The sequence below is a fragment of the Bythopirellula superficialaquae genome, assembly GCF_059632245.1.
The window spans coordinates 3,161,015-3,179,498 of sequence record NZ_CP197426.1; the positions used below are offsets into that span (position 1 = coordinate 3,161,015).

The 18,484-nt window shown below is 54.7% G+C and carries 15 protein-coding genes; 7 read left to right on the top strand and 8 right to left on the bottom strand.

Going from position 1 to position 18,484, the window contains the following annotated elements:
- Positions 1 to 71 precede the first annotated feature (71 nt).
- Complete coding sequence (locus SH678x_RS12860) at positions 72 to 3,173, top strand: DUF4332 domain-containing protein (protein ID WP_496918856.1); 3,102 nt, start codon at positions 72 to 74, stop codon at positions 3,171 to 3,173.
- Here the strand turns inward: SH678x_RS12860 and SH678x_RS12865 are convergent.
- Both SH678x_RS12865 and SH678x_RS12870 read right to left on the bottom strand, forming a co-directional pair.
- The gene (locus SH678x_RS12865; protein WP_496918857.1) at positions 3,170 to 4,441 is read right to left on the bottom strand and encodes a hypothetical protein; all 1,272 of its coding nucleotides are present in this window, start codon (positions 4,439 to 4,441) and stop codon (positions 3,170 to 3,172) included. The two genes, SH678x_RS12860 and SH678x_RS12865, sit on opposite strands and share 4 nt — an antisense overlap.
- Positions 4,442 to 4,481: 40 nt before the next feature.
- On the bottom strand, positions 4,482 to 5,069 hold the full coding sequence (locus SH678x_RS12870) for a methylated-DNA--[protein]-cysteine S-methyltransferase (protein ID WP_496918858.1): 588 nt from the start codon (positions 5,067 to 5,069) through the stop codon (positions 4,482 to 4,484).
- A 204-nt stretch (positions 5,070 to 5,273) separates the two neighbouring features.
- On the opposite strand from SH678x_RS12870, the gene SH678x_RS12875 reads away from it, so the two are divergent.
- Complete coding sequence (locus tag SH678x_RS12875) at positions 5,274 to 6,017, top strand: hypothetical protein (protein WP_496918859.1); 744 nt, start codon at positions 5,274 to 5,276, stop codon at positions 6,015 to 6,017.
- A 6-nt stretch (positions 6,018 to 6,023) separates the two neighbouring features.
- Here SH678x_RS12875 and SH678x_RS12880 read toward each other — a convergent pair whose 3' ends face one another.
- Entirely contained in the window at positions 6,024 to 7,394 is a 1,371-nt protein-coding gene (locus SH678x_RS12880; RefSeq protein ID WP_496918860.1) for a sigma-54-dependent transcriptional regulator, read from the bottom strand.
- Positions 7,395 to 7,424: 30 nt separating this feature from the next.
- Positions 7,425 to 8,807, bottom strand: coding sequence for a sensor histidine kinase (locus tag SH678x_RS12885; RefSeq protein ID WP_496918861.1), 1,383 nt, complete (start codon positions 8,805 to 8,807; stop codon positions 7,425 to 7,427).
- Between the two features lie 161 nt (positions 8,808 to 8,968).
- Between SH678x_RS12885 and SH678x_RS12890 the strand changes: the two genes are divergently transcribed.
- Positions 8,969 to 9,985 (top strand): DUF1559 family PulG-like putative transporter, encoded by a 1,017-nt coding sequence (locus SH678x_RS12890; protein WP_496918862.1) that lies wholly within the window; start codon positions 8,969 to 8,971, stop codon positions 9,983 to 9,985.
- Positions 9,985 to 10,437, top strand: coding sequence for a carboxypeptidase-like regulatory domain-containing protein (locus tag SH678x_RS12895; RefSeq protein WP_496918863.1), 453 nt, complete (start codon positions 9,985 to 9,987; stop codon positions 10,435 to 10,437). Before SH678x_RS12890 ends, SH678x_RS12895 begins: the two co-directional genes overlap by 1 nt.
- Before the next feature lie 8 nt (positions 10,438 to 10,445).
- On the opposite strand, the gene SH678x_RS12900 is transcribed toward SH678x_RS12895, so the two are convergent.
- The 4 genes from SH678x_RS12900 to SH678x_RS12915 all read right to left on the bottom strand — a co-directional run bounded on the left by SH678x_RS12900 (position 10,446) and on the right by SH678x_RS12915 (position 14,522).
- Positions 10,446 to 11,948, bottom strand: a complete 1,503-nt coding sequence (locus SH678x_RS12900; protein ID WP_496918864.1) for an HTTM domain-containing protein — start codon at positions 11,946 to 11,948, stop codon at positions 10,446 to 10,448.
- A 95-nt stretch (positions 11,949 to 12,043) separates the two neighbouring features.
- The gene (locus SH678x_RS12905) at positions 12,044 to 13,393 is read right to left on the bottom strand and encodes a redoxin domain-containing protein (protein WP_496918865.1); all 1,350 of its coding nucleotides are present in this window, start codon (positions 13,391 to 13,393) and stop codon (positions 12,044 to 12,046) included.
- A gap of 133 nt (positions 13,394 to 13,526) precedes the next feature.
- Positions 13,527 to 13,925, bottom strand: coding sequence for a response regulator transcription factor (locus tag SH678x_RS12910; protein ID WP_496918866.1), 399 nt, complete (start codon positions 13,923 to 13,925; stop codon positions 13,527 to 13,529).
- Between the two features lie 108 nt (positions 13,926 to 14,033).
- Positions 14,034 to 14,522 carry a DinB family protein gene (locus SH678x_RS12915; protein WP_496918867.1) on the bottom strand — a complete coding sequence of 163 codons (489 nt, stop codon included), beginning with the start codon at positions 14,520 to 14,522 and terminating at the stop codon, positions 14,034 to 14,036.
- Between the two features lie 109 nt (positions 14,523 to 14,631).
- On the opposite strand from SH678x_RS12915, the gene SH678x_RS12920 reads away from it, so the two are divergent.
- From SH678x_RS12920 to cydB, 3 genes are all read left to right on the top strand, one after another.
- A complete protein-coding gene (locus tag SH678x_RS12920) occupies positions 14,632 to 15,723 on the top strand; it encodes a Gfo/Idh/MocA family protein (protein ID WP_496918868.1) in 1,092 nt (363 codons plus the stop codon).
- 169 nt (positions 15,724 to 15,892) lie between these two features.
- Positions 15,893 to 17,449 carry a cytochrome ubiquinol oxidase subunit I gene (locus SH678x_RS12925; RefSeq protein WP_496918869.1) on the top strand — a complete coding sequence of 519 codons (1,557 nt, stop codon included), beginning with the start codon at positions 15,893 to 15,895 and terminating at the stop codon, positions 17,447 to 17,449.
- Positions 17,450 to 17,451: 2 nt separating this feature from the next.
- Positions 17,452 to 18,468: a cytochrome d ubiquinol oxidase subunit II gene (gene cydB / locus SH678x_RS12930; RefSeq protein ID WP_496918870.1), complete on the top strand. Its 1,017-nt coding sequence runs from the start codon at positions 17,452 to 17,454 to the stop codon at positions 18,466 to 18,468.
- The last annotated feature ends 16 nt before the right edge of the window (positions 18,469 to 18,484 follow it).

Below are 18,484 nucleotides of genomic sequence, written 5' to 3' on the forward strand. Positions count from 1 at the left end.
CCACTCCGCCGGGGTCAGCGACGCGCGACCACTTAGGGTCCGCGACGATTGCTTATTTCAAGGAAGAACCCATGAGAATCGCCCAGCTAAGCCTCGAAGGACGAGGGGCCTGGCCCGACCTGCATATTGAGCAGCTTGATCCCCAGCTTAACGTATTTTTTGGTAAGCCCGCCGCAGGCAAAAGCTCGGTGGCTCAGCTTGCCAATCACTTGATCTACGGAAAATCGCATAGCCCCTGGCGGCAGCAGTTCGGCCAAACCGTTCCGCTGACCGAAGGCCGGTTGGTCGTGGAAAGTTCCCGCGGCAATTTTGTGCTGCGCCGGCATTTGGACACCGACCGCACGAGTCGCCTGACAGTGGCTGCCGTGGGGGGTGGGGCTGTTGATAGCCGCACGGTGCAACAACTGCTGGCTGATCTCACGCCGCAAGTGATCGCCCAATTGATGGCAGTCGACTTCGCGGAAGCGCCGTCGGTCGACTGGTTGCTGAAAAAAGATTTCACACGCGAGCTAGCCAAGAATCATGGCAAGCATTTGAATTCCCGCGCGGGGAATTACTGCACTGTGGGTCAAGAAATCGAACCCACGAATTCGCTCGATCGCCGGCGCGTGGATGAGCTCATCCGCCAGCGTGATGCGATCGCCGAGGCGATTGAAAAGCAATTGGGGATCCGCCGTCAAGAAGGCAGCGTGCTCTCCAATGAACTCGCCGACATCGAACATTTGCTCGAATCCAAACGCCGCGAACTCGAAGCCGTGCAAGCCGACTTGCGGGTCGTCGTTGGCGAAATCGCCGAGTGCGAAACACGCCTGCGCTATGTGTCGCTCGAAACGGCGGTCACAAGGCAAGCCAAAGATCACAACCTGCAGGCCAAACGCCAAGAACTCACGCAGCTGGAAAGCGAAATCACGCGCTGCCGACAAGCTCTCAATGATTTGCAAGCTCGTGAAGCGGTGGTCCGCGCGGAATTGGCACAAATAGCCCCCGATGGCACGGCCGACCGAGTAAGTTATCTAACCGATAGCCGCACAACGCTCAATGTGCTCGAAAAACTCGTGGCGGACCTCGACGGTGAAGTCGCCCTGCTCGCCCGTGCGCATGAACCGGGCCGCTGTTTGGGGCACGATTCGCATGCCAAATTGTCCCCCGTCGCCGCGATGCTTCGCCAACAGGTCTATACGCTATGCGGATTGGTGACCGAACAAGAACGCTATAACCGCCGGCAACAACTCAACATCGAATCACGCCAAGTTTCGCGGGCCCAACTCGATTTGAGCGAACGCCTGGAACACTTGCTCTCCCGGCGTGAATCGTTGGTGAACGAATTGAATTCGGTGGGGCAACCCGTTCTCTTGCGGCCTCAATCCCCAGCGGTCGAACATTGCCAATGCGATCATCACGCCGAATTTGTCAGCCATGCCGATCCTTTGCTGGTTGGCTACGGCACGCGTCATCCGCAAGAAGCCGAATTACGTGCTCAGTATCAACACTTGTTGCAGCGGCAGGAAACTTTACAGACTGCGGCCGATGCACTTGCCCATGATCTGGCCGATTTGGAAACACGCTGGAACGATGTTCAGCGTGAACGCGCCGGCCTCGTGGGCAATGCCAGCCTCGAAGAGCAACGGTTTGAGCTGGAGCGGTTGGAAATCAAGATACGCGAAGCGCTCAAGCCAGCGACTCAAACTGTTCCAACACAACAAGCCACTTGGCGGGCTTCCGATATTCTCGCGCAACTTACCGCTGGTAAGCTCGTCCAAATTCGTTTGGAGCGTGATGGCCGTCATCCCGTTGTGATCGATCATCTCGGCCAAGCCTACGAACTGGGTTCACTGAGCACAGCCGCACATGACCAATTGTATCTGTCACTCACGCTTGCGCTCGTTTCTTCGTTCGCTCGCCGTGGCGTGCATCTGCCGTTGATTCTCGACGAGCCGTTCCTCCGCCAGGATGCCAGCGGCAGTGCCGCTCTGGCAGGTGTGCTTGACGAATTCGCTCGCGCGGGACATCAGATTCTCGTCTTCACGGAAGACATGGACGCACTGCGACGATTTGAATCGCTCAATTCGACAATCCACGATCTGGCTCGCCTCCGCCGTCAGGTAGCTCCCGAACCGGCCACAGAAGTGGCCACCGCGGAAACCACGCTCACTCGCTTAGTCCGTGAAACGGAAGACGGGAGAATTACTCCCATCCTGCAATTCCGCGATCCTGGCGTGAATCCGGAACATCACTTTTACTTGACCGAGAATAGTTCGCTGGCAGAATTTCCTGTCCTAGGCAGCGGCACGACTGAAGCTTTTGCAAAGATTCAAATTGTCGAAGTCGGTCAGCTCATTGCCGCGGACCCTGTGATTGTGGCCACGCAATTGAATCGCACTTCCGTCACTGCGGAAACCGTTGCCTTGTGGCAATCGCATATGCGGCTCATGTGCGCTGTGCCGGGGCTTACACTTAACGACGCGCAAGTTCTCACGGCCTGTGGGATTCGCAGTTTTGCTGAATTACGCAAGGCCGTGCCTATCGAACTCGAAGCCACGATTCGCGAATTCTTGCGCAGCGATCGGGGGCAACGTTTTGCCAATGCGATTGGCCGATTCAACGCATCGCAAATCCGCGAATGGGTTCATCTCGGCACACATACCAACAAACCAAGTCAGCCCGCGGCACGAAACACGACAACGCCAACTCCGAAGGCACCTAAACTGCGAACGATCACATCCGCAGATCGTGAACCACAATTTCACTTGAGCCTTCACAGCGAAATCGAAGCGGCACCTTCGATTGGCCCTCAGGCGGCCAAGTATTTCAATGCCGTGGGGATTCGCACGGTCGCGGATTTCTTGAATGCCAATGCCGCGTCCGTGGCGGCGGAACTGGGACAGCATCATATTACGGCCCATACGATTGCCGATTGGCAAATGCAGGCACGGCTCGTCTGCCAAATCCCCGAGCTCCGTGGTTATGGGGCGCAGCTTCTGGTGGCGTGTGGCTTCACGTCGCCCGAGCAAATCGCGGGCACGCGTGTGGCTGACCTGATTCGCAAGATTCAAGCGTTCTGCCAATCGAAGCAGGGACAGCGCATCTTGCGAAACAGCGAAGTACCTTCTCCCGCGAAGATCAAGCGGTGGATTCAAAACGCTGCCCAGCGTCGTCCGCTGGAAGCCGCTTAACGAAGCGAACGGCCTGACAGTAACAATACACTTGCCAGCAGCAGAATTGTGCTTGGCTCGGGCACAGCCACGATTGATGTAAGTGGTCCTGGCCCCGTATAGGCCCGTTGCCAGAACAGAAAATCCCGGCCATCGCTGTCGCCGTCGTTGTCAGTGTCGCCGTTGGGATTCACGCCGTAGGCGCTTTGCCAGATTAACAAGTCGGCACTATCCACGTCGCCGTCTTCATTGAAATCGGCCGGATTAAACACTGGTGTCGGGTTGATGGTCGTGTAACCGACATCTCGCAAAAAGGCCAAATCGAGCGCCGTGAGCGATTTCCGGGTTCCAATGGTGATCGTGGGATCCATCACCGCTTCTTGGGCCGCACCATCGGAAATACGAGTGCTCATCACTCCCGAAGCGATGTGGTCGCCCGCGCCATTGATCAGCCCTGCTCCGCTCCCCTGTAAGGCGATCACATTCGATCCGGTCCAACTGGTACCCGACACCTTCGAGTCCCAAGTATCCGAAGCGCCAATGCCGATGGCATGCAGCATCTCGTGCAAGGCTACGGAATAAAGATCGTTCTTACCGGGAGCGACGGAAATAGTATGATCAAAATGCCAATAATTGCCCAAATCAGTGTCGTTATCTTTTGCACCGTTGTTGTTGCCGTCCCAGTCGAGAGACAATGAGCCGTAGCTAATGCCAACATCAATCGAGTAATTGTCTGTAAAGCTTCCGACTGTCGATGATCCCGTTAAGGTTCCGATCACCGGTCCCCCACCTCGTGTGTAAGCCGCTTCTGAAAGGCTCTCGGCTTGGTTGACCGCGCCGGGCCATTGGCTGGGGTTCGCGGGGTTATATGTGCCGCTCAGATTAAACCCCGTACCTGCTGGTCCGCCAAATCCCAATGTGTTACCACCTATTGACCGGGCACCGACAATGATCCTGACCGTGTTCGCGGTAATCGTTGCATTTTCTATCGTGGTCGACGTGCTATTCACAGGATCGTTGTATTGGAAATTCCAGTCGAACTCTGCTTCTGCAGCACCGTTCGTACCTGTGTAGATGTCAGTTGTAATGGCTGTCAAATTGCTGGTGATTGCCGCCGAAATGTCGCTCGCGGCGGCATTAATGGCCGCCTTTGCTGCGGTGTCATGTGTGGCAGAAAAGAGAACTCCGCTCGGGTAAGTGAGACTGATATTGATGGCTGAAGCAGCCTGGGCTACTGCGAGCAACAAAAGAAATGTAGCACAACCCTTCAATACAAATCTTCGCCTCATACTTTGACTCCCTGAAGTCGAAATCTGTCTCTACCTTACTTTAATCAGACATAGCTGCACTGAGAACCTTATTTGCGATTGATGTTGCAAATCGGTCAGATTGCTCCATATCTAGCAACCGTCGCTTCATCGCCAAACCTTCTGCCGCAGAATACCCGCCGATTTTCCCGCCGGATGCCAACACCCGATGACAGGGCACGATCAGGGGAAAGCGGTTCTTGCGCATGACCGTCCCCACGGCCCGGGCGGCACCGGTGTGGCCCACTTCCTCGGCCAATTCACCGTAGCTAACAGTTTTACCCCGGGGAATCGCTCGGCAAGCGGCAACAACTTCGGCTTGAAAGTCACTCATGCCGTATAGCGAGAGCGGCACATCATCGAAATCCACCGACTCACCCTCGGCGAAGCGAGTTAACAAGTCGACCACGTGATCGCTGGTCCGCGCCGATGCCGTCGAGTTGTCCAGCATGGCCTCGCAAATTTGGTCGCTTCCTTCATCAGCCTGAAACCGCTCAAGGGACTGCCGCGCGGCTCGAGCCGACGGATGCCCAAACGAAATGCCAATGACTTCGCCGTCTAATACGGCCAGCGACATGTATCCCAATTCCGTGGCAAACTCGACAATCATCCTCGACCTCCTTCGGAATCGACGAATTTCTAAGCATGCTCATCATAGCCGATTTTTCCCCTGATCAAAGAAAAACTTGCAATGGTGCAGTTTTTCACGGGGTTTCTAAGTCGGCAGCCCATACCTATACTAAAATTAAGCCCGGAACTCATGGATTGAGAAACAGAGTCACTCCGGGCCGATCAACTGGGATGCCCTCACACGATGAATTCGTATCATTCGCTTGCCGACGACTACTACGTCAACATGAATCTCAGTACCGAGATGGAGCTTCCCAGCAATCGGGAAACGGTGCTGCATTTCTTCGAGCAGCTTCAAAAAGCCTATCCCGAGATGCGGAACTTCTACACCCGCGAGAACCGCGATTTTGTGTTGGAAGAAGACAAAGATCGTGCCAGCCATCGCTGGTGTACCGTCGAACCTCGGAGAATTTCCTCGGGCTGTGTTAATCCCGAGGAGTTTGATACGGCGCTGGTACAGCATCGCAGCGTGCTCGACATCGCGCCCTATGCCCTTTCGGTGAGCCCACTCGATTGCGAGGCGATGGATTTGCTGATGGGCTTCGATTTTAACTATCGTGGCAACCACAACCAATTGATGGCCGAGGCTTTGGGACTTAGCCCCGCGGTGGAAGGTTTAGCAGCGCTGCCCGGTGCGACCATCATCAATCACGAACCCAGTATCACGATCGCGCTCGATGATGATTGCCGTTTGCAATGCCGCTTGAGCGTCGAATCGCGAACCAATGCGTTTCAGATTCGCACGGGCGATTATCAAGACGAGCAATTGAGCGTTTACGTCACGGCCCGCCACTACGGCAGCCTGCCACCCGGACAAACTTATCTCGACGTGCTGGTGCGTTTGCAAGAAGTTTGCCGGAAGGTCGTCGACAATTACGCCGTAGAAGCGGTCTTGCATCCGCTCGCCCGAGCGATTGCCCTCGGTTAAGTTGGCCTACTTGGTCATGCCGTATTGATCGAGCTTGCGTTTGAGCGTCGTGCGATGGAGTCCCAAAGCCCGTGCCGCGGGGGCGCATTCATTCGAATAACGATCCATTGCACTCGCTAATAGCGCGGGCTCAAGTTCTTCAAGAAACTTTTCGTAGACGAAGCCCTCGGCTTCGGGATCGTCGAGCAAATCCGTGGCCCGTTGCTTGGCCAATTCCTCCAAGGTGTCGTGCGATCCCAGTCCTGTCGACTCCGTCTGCAACATCGGCAGTGCCGCCGGCAAATGCTCTGGCAACACAAGCCCCGCCCGCGCAACCACGAGGGCGTGTTCGATCGCGTTGCGCAACTCGCGAACGTTCCCATACCAAGGCCGCGAACTCAGCTCATTGATTGTCTCTTCGGCAAAGCTCACCGTGGCGCCACGTTTTTCGAGTGCAAAATGCCGGGACAGCAGAGGAATATCGGCCTGTCGTTCGCGCAGCGGTGGAATCTCAATCTCAAAAGCGCTCAAACGAAAATACAAATCTTGCCGGCACTCACCGGTTTGAACTTTGCTAAGCAAGCTTTCGTCGCTCGCCGCAATCAAACGGCAATCCATTTTTATTGGCTGTTCGCTCCCCGCTGGAACAATTTCGCCCGACTCCAGCGCTCGCAACAACTTGGCTTGCACGCCGAATGGTATCTGAGCCACATCTGCCAAAAACAGCGTTCCACCCGTGGCTTCAGCCAAGTGCCCATCCCGAGCGTAACCATTGCCTTCGCCAAACAATTTGGCTTCGGCCTGAATTGCATCCAAGCCAGCCAAATTCACCGTCACGAATGGCCCCGGGGAGCGAGCGCTGTGGCGATGAATGGCCCGCGCGGCTGTGGCTTTGCCAACACCGCTTTCCCCTTGCAACAGCACGGCCGCATCGGAACTCGCAGCCAAGGCAATCCGCTTGAACACGGCCTGCATCACTTGTGTCTTGCCAACCATTCCCTCAGTTTGTTCGTTGGGTTGTTGATTGCTCATCACCTTATTCGCAAGCAAAGCACGCCGGATCGTGCCACGAATTTCCTCCAAATCAAAAGGCTTAAGCACATATTCGAACGCCCCGTTCTGCACGGCTTTCACGGCCGTGGGCAAATCGCCGAAGGCCGTGATGACCACAATTGGTGCCTCGCCCAGAATACGGCGAAACTCCTGCATCGCGCTCAGACCGTCCATGCCCGGCAGCCGCACGTCGAGAATGAGTAAATCAGGCTGACTTTCCGCGGCGAGCCGTAGCCCCTGCTCCGCCGATGAGGCGACGAAAACTTGAGCCCCCAGCGACTGCCCCAGTTTTTCGAGGCCCCAACAAATGGCTTGTTCGTCATCCACGACGAGTATTTTGGACATATGTTCCGTTCCTTTCTTCGGAGGCCAAACTTATAGCAGCAGCGGCAATCGCAAGCGGAAGCTTGTTTGGTTATTCGTTCGGCTCCAGGCAATCTCGCCGCCATGGGCTTGGGCCACTTGCTGCCCAACGGCCAGACCTAATCCTACTCCCTCGGCCTTGGTGGTGACAAATGGCTGGAATAACTTTTCCGCCACTGTATCCGACATTCCCGCCCCCGTGTCGTTGACTACTAGTTCAACCGAATTGCTATCCGTCAGCCCTAGTCTAACCTGCACCTGAGCTGAATTCGTGTGGGAAAATTTCTGCGCGGCCTCGATCGCGTTGAGCAACAGATTGACAATCACCATGCTCAATAATTCACGGTTGGCGAGCACTGTGATGGCTGCTTGACTCGGTTCCCAAGTCAGCGCCACATTCGTATGACGTGCCGCGGGACGGACCAGTGGTATCAGTTCATCGAGCAACAATTGCAAATCGAGGGGTTGTTTGATTGTTGTCGAATCTTCGCGGCCCAGTTGCAGAAAACTCTGCAACCGGCTTTCCATAAGTTGCAACTGACTTTTCGCGACGGTCAAACTGTCGTCACTTGTTGAAAGTGAACAGTTTTCCGCGTGAAGATCGACCGCCAACCGGCAACCCGTCGCCGCATTGCGCATTTCATGGGCGAGTCCTGCACCCAACATCGCTACGGTCCGTACTTGTTCGGTCTGCCTGACATGCTGCTCGTATTCGCTCAGCCGTGTGGCCGTTTGATTGACAGCGATGGCCAAATCTCGCACTTCATCGTCGCGCTCAGGGAGTTCCAGTGGCTTGAATTCTCCGCCGGCCAAGCGCTGCACACCGGTTCCCAAGCGCGCGAGATTGCGGCTGATTCTTTGCGCGATCCACTGCGTCACCAAAGCGACCGCGAGAACCGCGAACATCCCGATCACCAGCGGCGGCAAGAACGCGCTCCTCCAAGCTGCGTCATACTGTTCGCGAGGAAACAACACATGCAGCACACCGCTTGCCGACTCACCCCAGGGCCGCTTCAATTCCACGGCCGTGTGAAAGTACGCTTTATCACCCAAGGAAATCTGCGGGCCCAAGGCGACATCTTCAGTCGTGTTCGCCAGCGGCGTGCGGGGAAGTTGCATCGACCCCGGGGAAATACTTTTGGAAATTGGCAAACCTTCCTGACTTATCAAAACAAACTCCGCGCCGGAAAGATCCTTCATTTGACGCAGCACCGCGTCGGTCAATGGAAAGTTCGAAGACTTCAGAACCCGAACCACCCCCTGCAATTGGCGGTCGATGGAAGCCTGCGTTTCTTGCGTGGCTCGCCGCGCATTGATAGCACCAACAGCCATTAAGCTCGCCGCTGCCACCACCACCAGCGGCATCATGATTTGATATTGAAGGGGAATTCGCACCGATACGCTCGAAATACGGGCCAATATGCCAGTGTCGCGCAACTCGACAGGGGCGACGAATGTTTCAGCAGGCAATTTTAGATCAGGTTTAAACGAATACAATCTGTCGACGGCTCATAGACTCACGGCCACCGACTTTTACGAAAAAAGAGATTCTTATTATGACCAAATACAACCCGCGTCGAAATGGATTCACGCTCGTCGAACTGTTGGTGGTCATCGCTATTATTGGCGTGCTCGTGGCCTTGCTGTTGCCCGCAATTCAAGCGGCTCGCGAGGCGGCACGGCGCTCACAATGCCTTAATAATATGAAGCAAATGGGCCTAGCCTTTCTGAATTATGAAAGTGCTAAGAAAGAGTTTCCACTGGCAACAATCAATCCAGACCCTAATGCACCCACTGGAACACCTATCCCTGGTATTAACAATTGGGCACCTTTCATCTTGCCTTACGTTGAGCAAGGAAATTTGATCGTAGGATACGATCTCGACGTCGATTGGTGGCGCGAACCCAATCGTACAATCGTACAAAATCCCTTAGCACTGTTGCTTTGTCCGTCGACCCCCATTCAGCAACGGTTGCAGGATAAACCGGAAGCGAGTCCACCCAATAAGACGGGTGCTTGTGGAGACTATTTCACGCCAACTGGCGTGCATATGGATATCAACACCTCTTTGGCCGCCGACCAGCAAGTGGTCAACTACAACGAAAAACTTTCCACGGGGGCTGACAACCTCGTCCTCGATGGCGTAATAGCCGAGCAATACGAATTCAATAAAAGCAATCAAATCAAGAATGTCTCCGATGGAATGTCGAATACGATCATGCTCGGCGAATGCGTGGGACGCGAGGACGTTTACCGTGGGCGGGAGTTCTTTGGAGTCGATTACACCGGAAGCCCACCTATTCGTGCCCGCGGCGGAGCTTGGGCGACTACGGACAACCCCTACCCCATCGGTTCGCGTAACCCTTGGAAGGCTGCTTTTGGTACGATTCCCGGCACGGTTTCGATTAACAATTCCAACGAATGGGGCCACTGCTATTACAGCTTTCATCCCAGTGGTGCTAACTTCACTTTTGCCGATGGATCGGTTCGCTATTTGAGTGAGGATATCAGCCTGCGAACCCTTGCCGATCTTACGACCCGTGCCGGCAGAGAAATCATAAAGGAATATTAGTGGGACGCTTCGGCATCAAGGAATTCAATCGCTGTAAAACTGGTTTTATGTTGCTCTTGGTTTGTTCGGTATTTGCCGGATGTGGAGAAGCATTGCCGACGCTTGCGCCCGTGAGTGGCACGATCACACGAGCGGGCAAACCCGTGGCGGAAGCTAAAGTTACTCTTTTTCCTCAAGGTGAACGACTGGCCGGCTTACCGCTGCCCATCGCGATCACTGATGAGAGCGGTAATTTTTCTATAACTACGATCTCAGGCAATGACGGCGCACTTCCGGGGCCTTACACGGTAGCAGTTGAACTGCGGGCTCCTCGGCGCGCGGGTGAAGAAATGGTGCGCGACGGCACACATCTGCTTCCACCCCGCTATGCCGATCCTGCCACCAGTGGGATCGTCAAAGAAGTCACCGCGGAACCCAATCAGTGGGAGCCGATTGACTTGCCGGTGCGCTAGCTTGGCCGTCACTCACGAATAAACACGTCGTGATATTTCCGTGCTTCGTTTTGCCATTCGAATAGCACCTCTTTGTCGAGCGGCTGGGGCGTGGCGAAGCTTGCGCCCAGAACTTCGATTTCGTTCTCGCCGTCGGCATCTTTCGCAGGCTCCACGTAAACAATCTCGAGCCCTAACAGCTTGTGAACGTCGTGGTGCCGACGGTCGCGATCGAGCAGCAGGTAGTCACCCAAGAATTCTCGCACGGTTTTGGCGCCGGACGATTTCAAATTCGTGCAGAGCTTTCGCCATCGCATGTTGGGAAAGTTCGCCGACGCCAGTGACGGTTTCTCATAGGAAACGGGACTAGCCCCGGAGAGCAAATCTTCGCTATGTCCATCGGCGAATTGGGCGTGAAAGACAAACCAACCGTCGACTGCTTCGTGGATATTTGTGAACATCTTCCAGCTTTGCCGCCAGCGAAACACTCGCTCCAGATTTCGCACGACTTCCGGCATTCTCCAACTGGGGGTGACAACGGTTATGCAGGACCAAAGCGATACCAATATCGCCAACGCCAGAAACGTCTGCTTGCAGCCCCGCAGCACAACGTGCGTTCTCGGTGGCTGATACATTCTCGTTTCGCTGGCAGCAGAATCTTTGAGCACTACGGCCCAAAATTTTTCGGGCAGAAATGCGGTGTAAGCCACCAGGCACACATACGGGAACAATCCAATCGTAAAGCACGCCGCCAAAGCGATATGAAAAAGAGCTAAGACCGCCAGCACCGCCACGCGCAACCAACCTCTTGAAAGCAAAATCGCCAGCGGGCTCAAGAGTTCCAGATAGAGCGTCGCAGGCGTGAGCGGCTTGAGCAATTCAGGATGCCCGGCAAGCCACTGTCCCCAACCAGTGACGACATAATCTTTGGAAAGCGCCAGTTGAATGGCATCGCCCGTTTGCCACACGTTCTGTTGCCACTTGAGCAGCGCGGTGCTCACATACACGAACGCCACTTGCGAATAGAGTGCAAAACTCGCCAATGAAATGACTGCCGCAGCGGCGGTCTTATTACTCTGCCTGGCATCAACAGACCATTTCGCACCCAAAGGCAAAAAAATCCCCCAAAACGTCAGCAGTGCCAGATACTTGTCCCCAGCGTTGAGAATCAGCGGGTTCCGGAGGTGAAGCGATGCCAAGAGTACCCAAGAAATCGTCGCGGCCCAGGTCGTTCGATAGCCGGCAACCAACATCCCTGCGGCGATCCCCGCGACACAAAACAACAGTGCCTGAAACCAGGGCGCACCATTCACCAAATGCAACGACCAATGAGTCAGTGCATTTGGGCTGGTAGTGAGCAGCGACCGCGGCAAGAGACCTTGATCGGTGTAAAACGCCACGAGATCGCGCGAACGGAGCAACAGATCGATCAGGATCAGCAGCCCCAGGCCGATCCGCAAACAAGCGAGCGAGCGAAGATCGAGCGCAAACAAACGTTTGATCGGCTCAATCACCGACGAAAGTCGATCCATCGATTTCGCTCGTCAAAATTATGTTGCAGAATTGAGATCGCCCAGGGATTGCAATCCCTGGGCGTTTAGATCGTACTCGTGCTTCGATTTAGGACCTAGTCCACATCGGCTGCTTCTGCAGCTGATGCCGCTTCCTCAGTTTCCGACTTTACCTCATCAGCCTCGTCTGCGGGCTCGGCACTTTCCTCTTCCTCGCCGCCTTCGTGCTCTTTCAATTCGGCAGTTGCCAAATCTTTTCCGGCCAGGATATCGTCCAACTCTTGGGTGAGTTTCTGTTCTAGGTCGCCCCCAAATCCCACATGCACAACTTGCACGCGACCTGCCTTATCGATCAACACCGTTTGCGGAATTCCCGACACGCCGTACAGCTCGCTGACCGAAGAATCTTCGTCCAGCAAGACCGGAACATTCAGATTGCTTTCGGTAAGAAACTCTTTGATCACGTCCGGCGTTTCAGCCACATTCACCGCGTAAAATACGACGTTCTTATCAGCAAACTCGCCGGCAACCTTCGAGATGATCGGCAGCGCTGCCGTGCAAGGTCCGCACCATGTTGCCCAGAAGTCGAGAATCACCGCATCTTTATCTTTGTAGGACGCCAACGAAACTTCATTGCCTTCCAAATCCTTAACCGTAAACTCCGGTGCTGGTTCGCCCAGCAGCGGATGTGGCGGCTGCTTGGGCGTCAACGCCTCGGCCAACGAATCGGCCTTCTTAGCTCCTTCGGGAGGAGTAAACACAAAATCGCCTGCAGCAGGTTTTTTCTCGAGGTCCCAGTCAGTGAAATCCAAGTTGGCGACAATTTTGACCGAGTCGGCCTGGCCGGGGGGCGCGATCTTCGTAACGTCGGGCACGATCTCGACTCGCCGCACAAGCATGTGATTCGCTGGATCCGCCCAGACCTTCAGCTGCGTGCCGTTGTCGCGTTCAAAAGACGCGACCTGATATTCTTTGCCATCAATGACTTCGCTGGGCAATAGTTTTGATTTCTTCTTGTCTTGCAGTAAAAACTTTTCGAGCCCCTCGCCCTGGAAAATCTGTGCGAGTGAACCAGCCCCCAAGATCATCAACGACTGTTCATCGTCGAGCGAAGGGATCGTCTCGTCGGATAATTTTTCAACGACATAGCTATTGACCATAGGGAGATAGGTGGTCACCTGTTCGCCATCGGAAATGCTTGTCCCCCCCATCGCGCCGCTTTTACGAACGATGGCCCAACGATTCGGTTTTTCGATCACGATATCGAACGCCGCGTCCATGTTCTGCTCTTGGCCTTGGACCGAGATATCGAGCGCCACTTCCAAGTCCGTGCTGTAGAAAGGCAATTCCTTGAGCGATTTCTCGATCTGCTCTACGAATTCCTGGGGAGTTTTGGCGGCTTGATTCGAGCAACCAAACAAAGCGCACATACAGAGACAAACAGCGCACCAAACCGAGCGAGTCATGGTCAGCTCAACTTATATGAGAGTAAGGCCAAGAAAAGCGCACGAGCCAGCCGTGCCACGGCCACTCATTATCTGCGACTTGTCGAAAACCGGCAATTAGCAAATCGGTCGAAAACGCCGGTTATGGACCAACTCATGCACTCAGCAGACGGTCAACGCTTTGGATCAAGCGGTCCATCGGGAAAGGCTTGCGTACGTAATCATCGACGCCCAGCATTTCGGCGTAGGCTTTGTGCCGTGCCCCTTCGTTGGCGGTGATCATGATGATCCGATGCCGCTTTTCGCCCATGCGCTTCAAGCGTTCGAGCACAAGAAAACCGCTCCGCTTGGGCATCATCATGTCCAGAATGATCAAATCGGGCGATTCACGCTCGATCAAGGCGAGCCCTTGATTGCCGTCGCGAGCCACCAGCACTTCATAGTCGTTGGCTTCCAAAGCCAGACGCAACGATTCGATGATTTCGGCATCGTCGTCGACGAGAAGAATCCGTTTACTTCCGCTTGCCTGACTATTTTCGCTTGACTGGGCCATGACCGGTTTTTCGTTCTGGGTTGTGCGTACACTGGCAAACCCTCAAGATTACCGATCTACCGGCAATTTACAAGGGTAAGGAGCCTTGGGAAATCGACGGATTCCCCGCTATTTCCGAGCCCGCATGGCCGCCCGCTTGTCGCGAATGAAGGCCACATGATGGGGAATGTGTTTGCTCACCCGCTCGATCAACTGCCGCAACGTGAGCGGGCCATCGGTGCTATGAATGCCGCTGCGTTGCCAAGTTTCATCGGGAATATTTCGCAAGATGAGGGCTGTTTGGTTGCGAATCGTCTGAATCAACAGCAGCTCTTCGGCAACGTCTCGTTTTTCGTAGAACAACGTGCGCTCAAAATCATCCGGCTCGCCGTTGAATAGTGTCGGATCATCTTCGGCTAGCACCCGGCGAATCCGCTCGGCATTAATGACTTCGAAATCGGCAATGTGGCAAACAACTTCCTGCACGCTCCACTTGCCGGGCGCGATCCGCGTTCGCAGTTCCTCCGGAGTGAGATCCGCAACCGCGTCGACTAATTCTCTCGCGGCATCTTGGTAAGCCGTGATGAGATCGTTGTTGGAAAGTGAACTGGTATCCATGCAATTACTCCTTTGATTTTGCGTAGAGTGAGCGTGGTTGACTGGCCCGAAAATTGCTACGCTAGTCCCCTTTATCGAGTCCCACGCATACACCGTCAAGTTCGTCCCTATGAGTAAACAACCCGCTAAAAAACCTGCCAAGCAAATCGCATTTCCGAATTTACCTTATCTGCCGCGCGATCCCAAAAAATATTCGCCGGAAATCGCGCTCATCGGTTGCGGTGGTATCACGAAGCATCATCTTACCGCCTATCACGCGGCGGGCTACCGTGTGACCGCGCTCTGCGATGTGAAAATCGAAAATGCCGAGAAACGTCGGCAGGAGTTTTATCCCCACGCGCAAGTTTTCACCGACTACCGCGAGATGCTCAGGCTGCCCAACATCGAAGTCGTAGACGTCACGACTCATCCGCATAATCGCCCACCAATTATTAAGGATTGTCTCAAAGCGAAAAAGCACGTGCTCAGCCAAAAGCCGTTTGTGCTCGATCTTGACGTGGGCGAAAAGCTCGCGGATCTCGCCGATCAAATGGGTGTGTCGCTGGCCGTCAATCAGAATGGGCGTTGGGCACCGCATTTTAGTTACCTGCGTGAAGCCGCTCATTCCGGCCTGTTGGGCGAAATCGTCGGAGTGCATTGCGGCGTGCATTGGGATCATAGTTGGGTCAAAGGAACTCCGTTTGAACAAGTCGAGCAACTCATTCTCTATGATTTCGCCATCCACTGGTTCGATTTTCTTTCCACGGTGATGAGTGCGGAAGCCCCGACGCGCGTTTATGCTTCGACGGCCAAAACTAAAATCCAAACGATCAGCCCCGCGCTGTTAGGGCAAGTGCTCATCGAATACGACAATGCGCAGTCCACGCTCACCTTCGATGGCAACGTGCCCAAAGGTTCATGGGATCGCACGCTCATCTCGGGCACGCAAGGTCTGATTCGTTCCGCGGGAGTGAATCTCGCGGGGCAACGAATCGAAATCGTCACCGCCGACGGAATCATTTCGCCCAAGATCAAAGGGACGTGGTTCCCCGACGGCTTCCACGGCACAATGGGCGAACTGCTGTGCGCGATCGAAGAAAAACGCCAACCCTCGCACAGCGCGCGAAACAATCTGCGAAGCTTGGAACTCTGCTTCGCCGCAGTAGCGAGTTCGTTGCGGCATAAACCGATCGTGCCAGGAACTGTGCGTAAGCTGTTGTAAAAATATGTTCCCGCTCGCACAGGATTGAGCCACATTGCACGAAGCTTTGTGAATTACATGCCAAATCTCTTGCGGTCCCTAGGCCGCAAAACGCTTCTTTTGTAGACTGGCCAATGGATGAGCATGCGGACGCGTAAGGCTAGCGCCGCAGTTGCATCGGACGTGGACCATGTTGCTAACCGAAAATTTGCTGTTTGCCGAATGGTTGGACGTGGTGATGTTGTCGCGCATTCAGTTCGCGCTGACCATCATGTTTCACTATCTGTTTCCCCCGCTCACGATCGGTATGGGGGTCGTCCTCGTCTATCTCGAAGCCCAATACTTGCGCACTCGGGAAGCCATCTACGAAGAGGCCGCGCGGTTTTGGACAAAAATCTTTGCCGTCAACTTTGCCATCGGCGTGGCCACCGGCATCGTCATGGAATTTGAGTTCGGCACGAACTGGGCAACGTATTCCCGCTTCGTGGGTGACGTGTTTGGTTCGGCGCTGGCGGCGGAAGGCATTTTTGCGTTCTTTCTCGAATCGGGCTTCCTGGCCGTATTGGTGTTTGGCTGGGACAAGGTGAGCCCAGGCTTTCATTTCTTTGCCGCGTTGATGGTGTCGCTTGGTTCGATTTTCAGTTCGATCTGGATCACGGTCGCCAACAGTTGGCAACAAACCCCCGCCGGACATCATATCGTCCCGATCATGCGCGACGGCCAGCCGTGGGTTATTAACGGCGAAGTCATCCGCCGGGCCGAGATCACCGACTTCTGGGCCATGGTTTTTAATCCATCGACCGTGCACCGCCTCATCCACGTGTGGTTGGGGTGCTTTATTCTCGGTGCGGCGTTTGTGATGAGCATCTCCGCCTGGTATTTGCTCAAGAACAAGCATCGTGACTTTGCGGAACGCTCGTTCACAGGTGGATTGTGGCTTGCCACGATTTCGAGCCTTGCCATGTTAGTGAGCGGACACTTCCAGGCCCACAAAGTTTATGAAACGCAACCGGCGAAGCTCGCCGCGTTTGAAGCCCATTTCAAAACGGGCCCCGCGGATATGAGCATCATCGGCTGGCCGGATTCCGAATCGGAAACAATCAAAGGCAATCTCGCGATTCCCGGCGGGTTGAGCATGCTGTTGTTTAACGATCCCGACGCGACGGTGATCGGCCTCGACAAGTTTCGCGAAGAAGATCGCCCCCCCGTGGCGATTTCATTCTTCAGCTATCACATCATGATCGCCATCGGTATGTTTTTTATTGCCATCACCTTGATGGCGACGTTTTTGCGATTTCGCAATACGCTGTTCAATCACCGCTGGCTAATGTGGACGTTCGTCTTTGCCGTGATTCCCGCGTTCATTGCCAACGAAGCGGGCTGGGTTGCCGCCGAAGTGGGCCGTCAACCGTGGATTGTCTATCCGCCGTTTGAACAAACGGAACGTGGCGAGCGGCTCATCAACGACGAAGGTCAGTTCGTTTACGACGAAGAGGGAGGTTTGCGAACCACCAAAGCCGTGTCGCAAGCCATTACCGCCGAGCAAGTCGTCGGTTCGATCATCATGTTCACGGCCATCTACATGTTGCTCTTTGTGATTTGGGTTTATGTTTTGCATCAAAAGATTCAAAAGGGCCCGGAGAGCGTGTCCCAGAAAGTGACGACTGACAAACCTGGTGCCATGGGTGCTGCCACGGCGCGTGTTGAGCATCGCGAGTCGCTCACCGATGCCAAGGAGCAGCATTAACCATGGATTTGAATCTGATTTGGTTTGTGCTGCTGGGGATTCTGCTTGCTGGGTATGCAATTCTCGACGGCTTTGATCTTGGCGTGGGCATTCTGCATCCGCTGGCCCGCAGCGACGAAGAACGCCGGCTCGTGATGAGTTCGATCGGTCCGATCTGGGACGGTAACGAAGTCTGGTTGGTGACCTTTGGCGGTGCGCTCTTCGCCGCATTTCCCGAAGCTTATGCGACGATCTTCTCGGCATTTTACACGCCGTTTATGCTGCTGCTGTTTTGCTTGATCTTTCGCGGCGTGAGCTTAGAATTTCGCAGCAAAGTTTCCTCGGCCCAGTGGCGAAATCTGTGGGACTATGCCTTTTTCGGCTCGAGTTTGATCGCGTCGTTTTTGTTTGGTGTCACCACAGCCAACGGCCTGCTGGGTATTCCACTCAACGAACGGGGCGAATTCATCGGTGGCATTCACGATTTGTTGCGCCCCTACCCCATTCTCATTGGTCTGCTCACCGTGGCCATGTTTGCTTTGCATGGCGGGCTTTACTTGCACCTCAAAACCGAAGGGGGCACGCAGCGACTCTTCTATCGCTGGATCTGGCATGCCTGGGGTCTGTATCTCGTGCTCTGGAATTTGGCGACAATGTACACGCTCGCCGAAATTCCCCGCGCGACGGCCAATTTCAATCACGCCCCGTGGGCCATGGGGATCGTGTTGATCAATGTGCTAGCGATGGCCAACATCCCGCGCTGTATTTATTACAAGAGTATCGGCCAAGCTTTTATTTCGTCATCTCTAGGAATCGCCTGCCAGGTGGCACTCGTGGGGATCGCGCTCTTTCCGAATCTCGTAACAGCGAGCAACGACCCCGCCAACAGTCTCACGATTTACAACGCCGCATCAAGTCAGAAAACGCTGACGATCATGCTGATCATTGCCGTGATCGGCATGCCCGCCGTCATTAGCTACACGACGGTCGTCTATTGGACCTTCCGCGGCAAAGTGACCGAAGACATTTACGGTCATTGATTGCCATCTAGGCGGT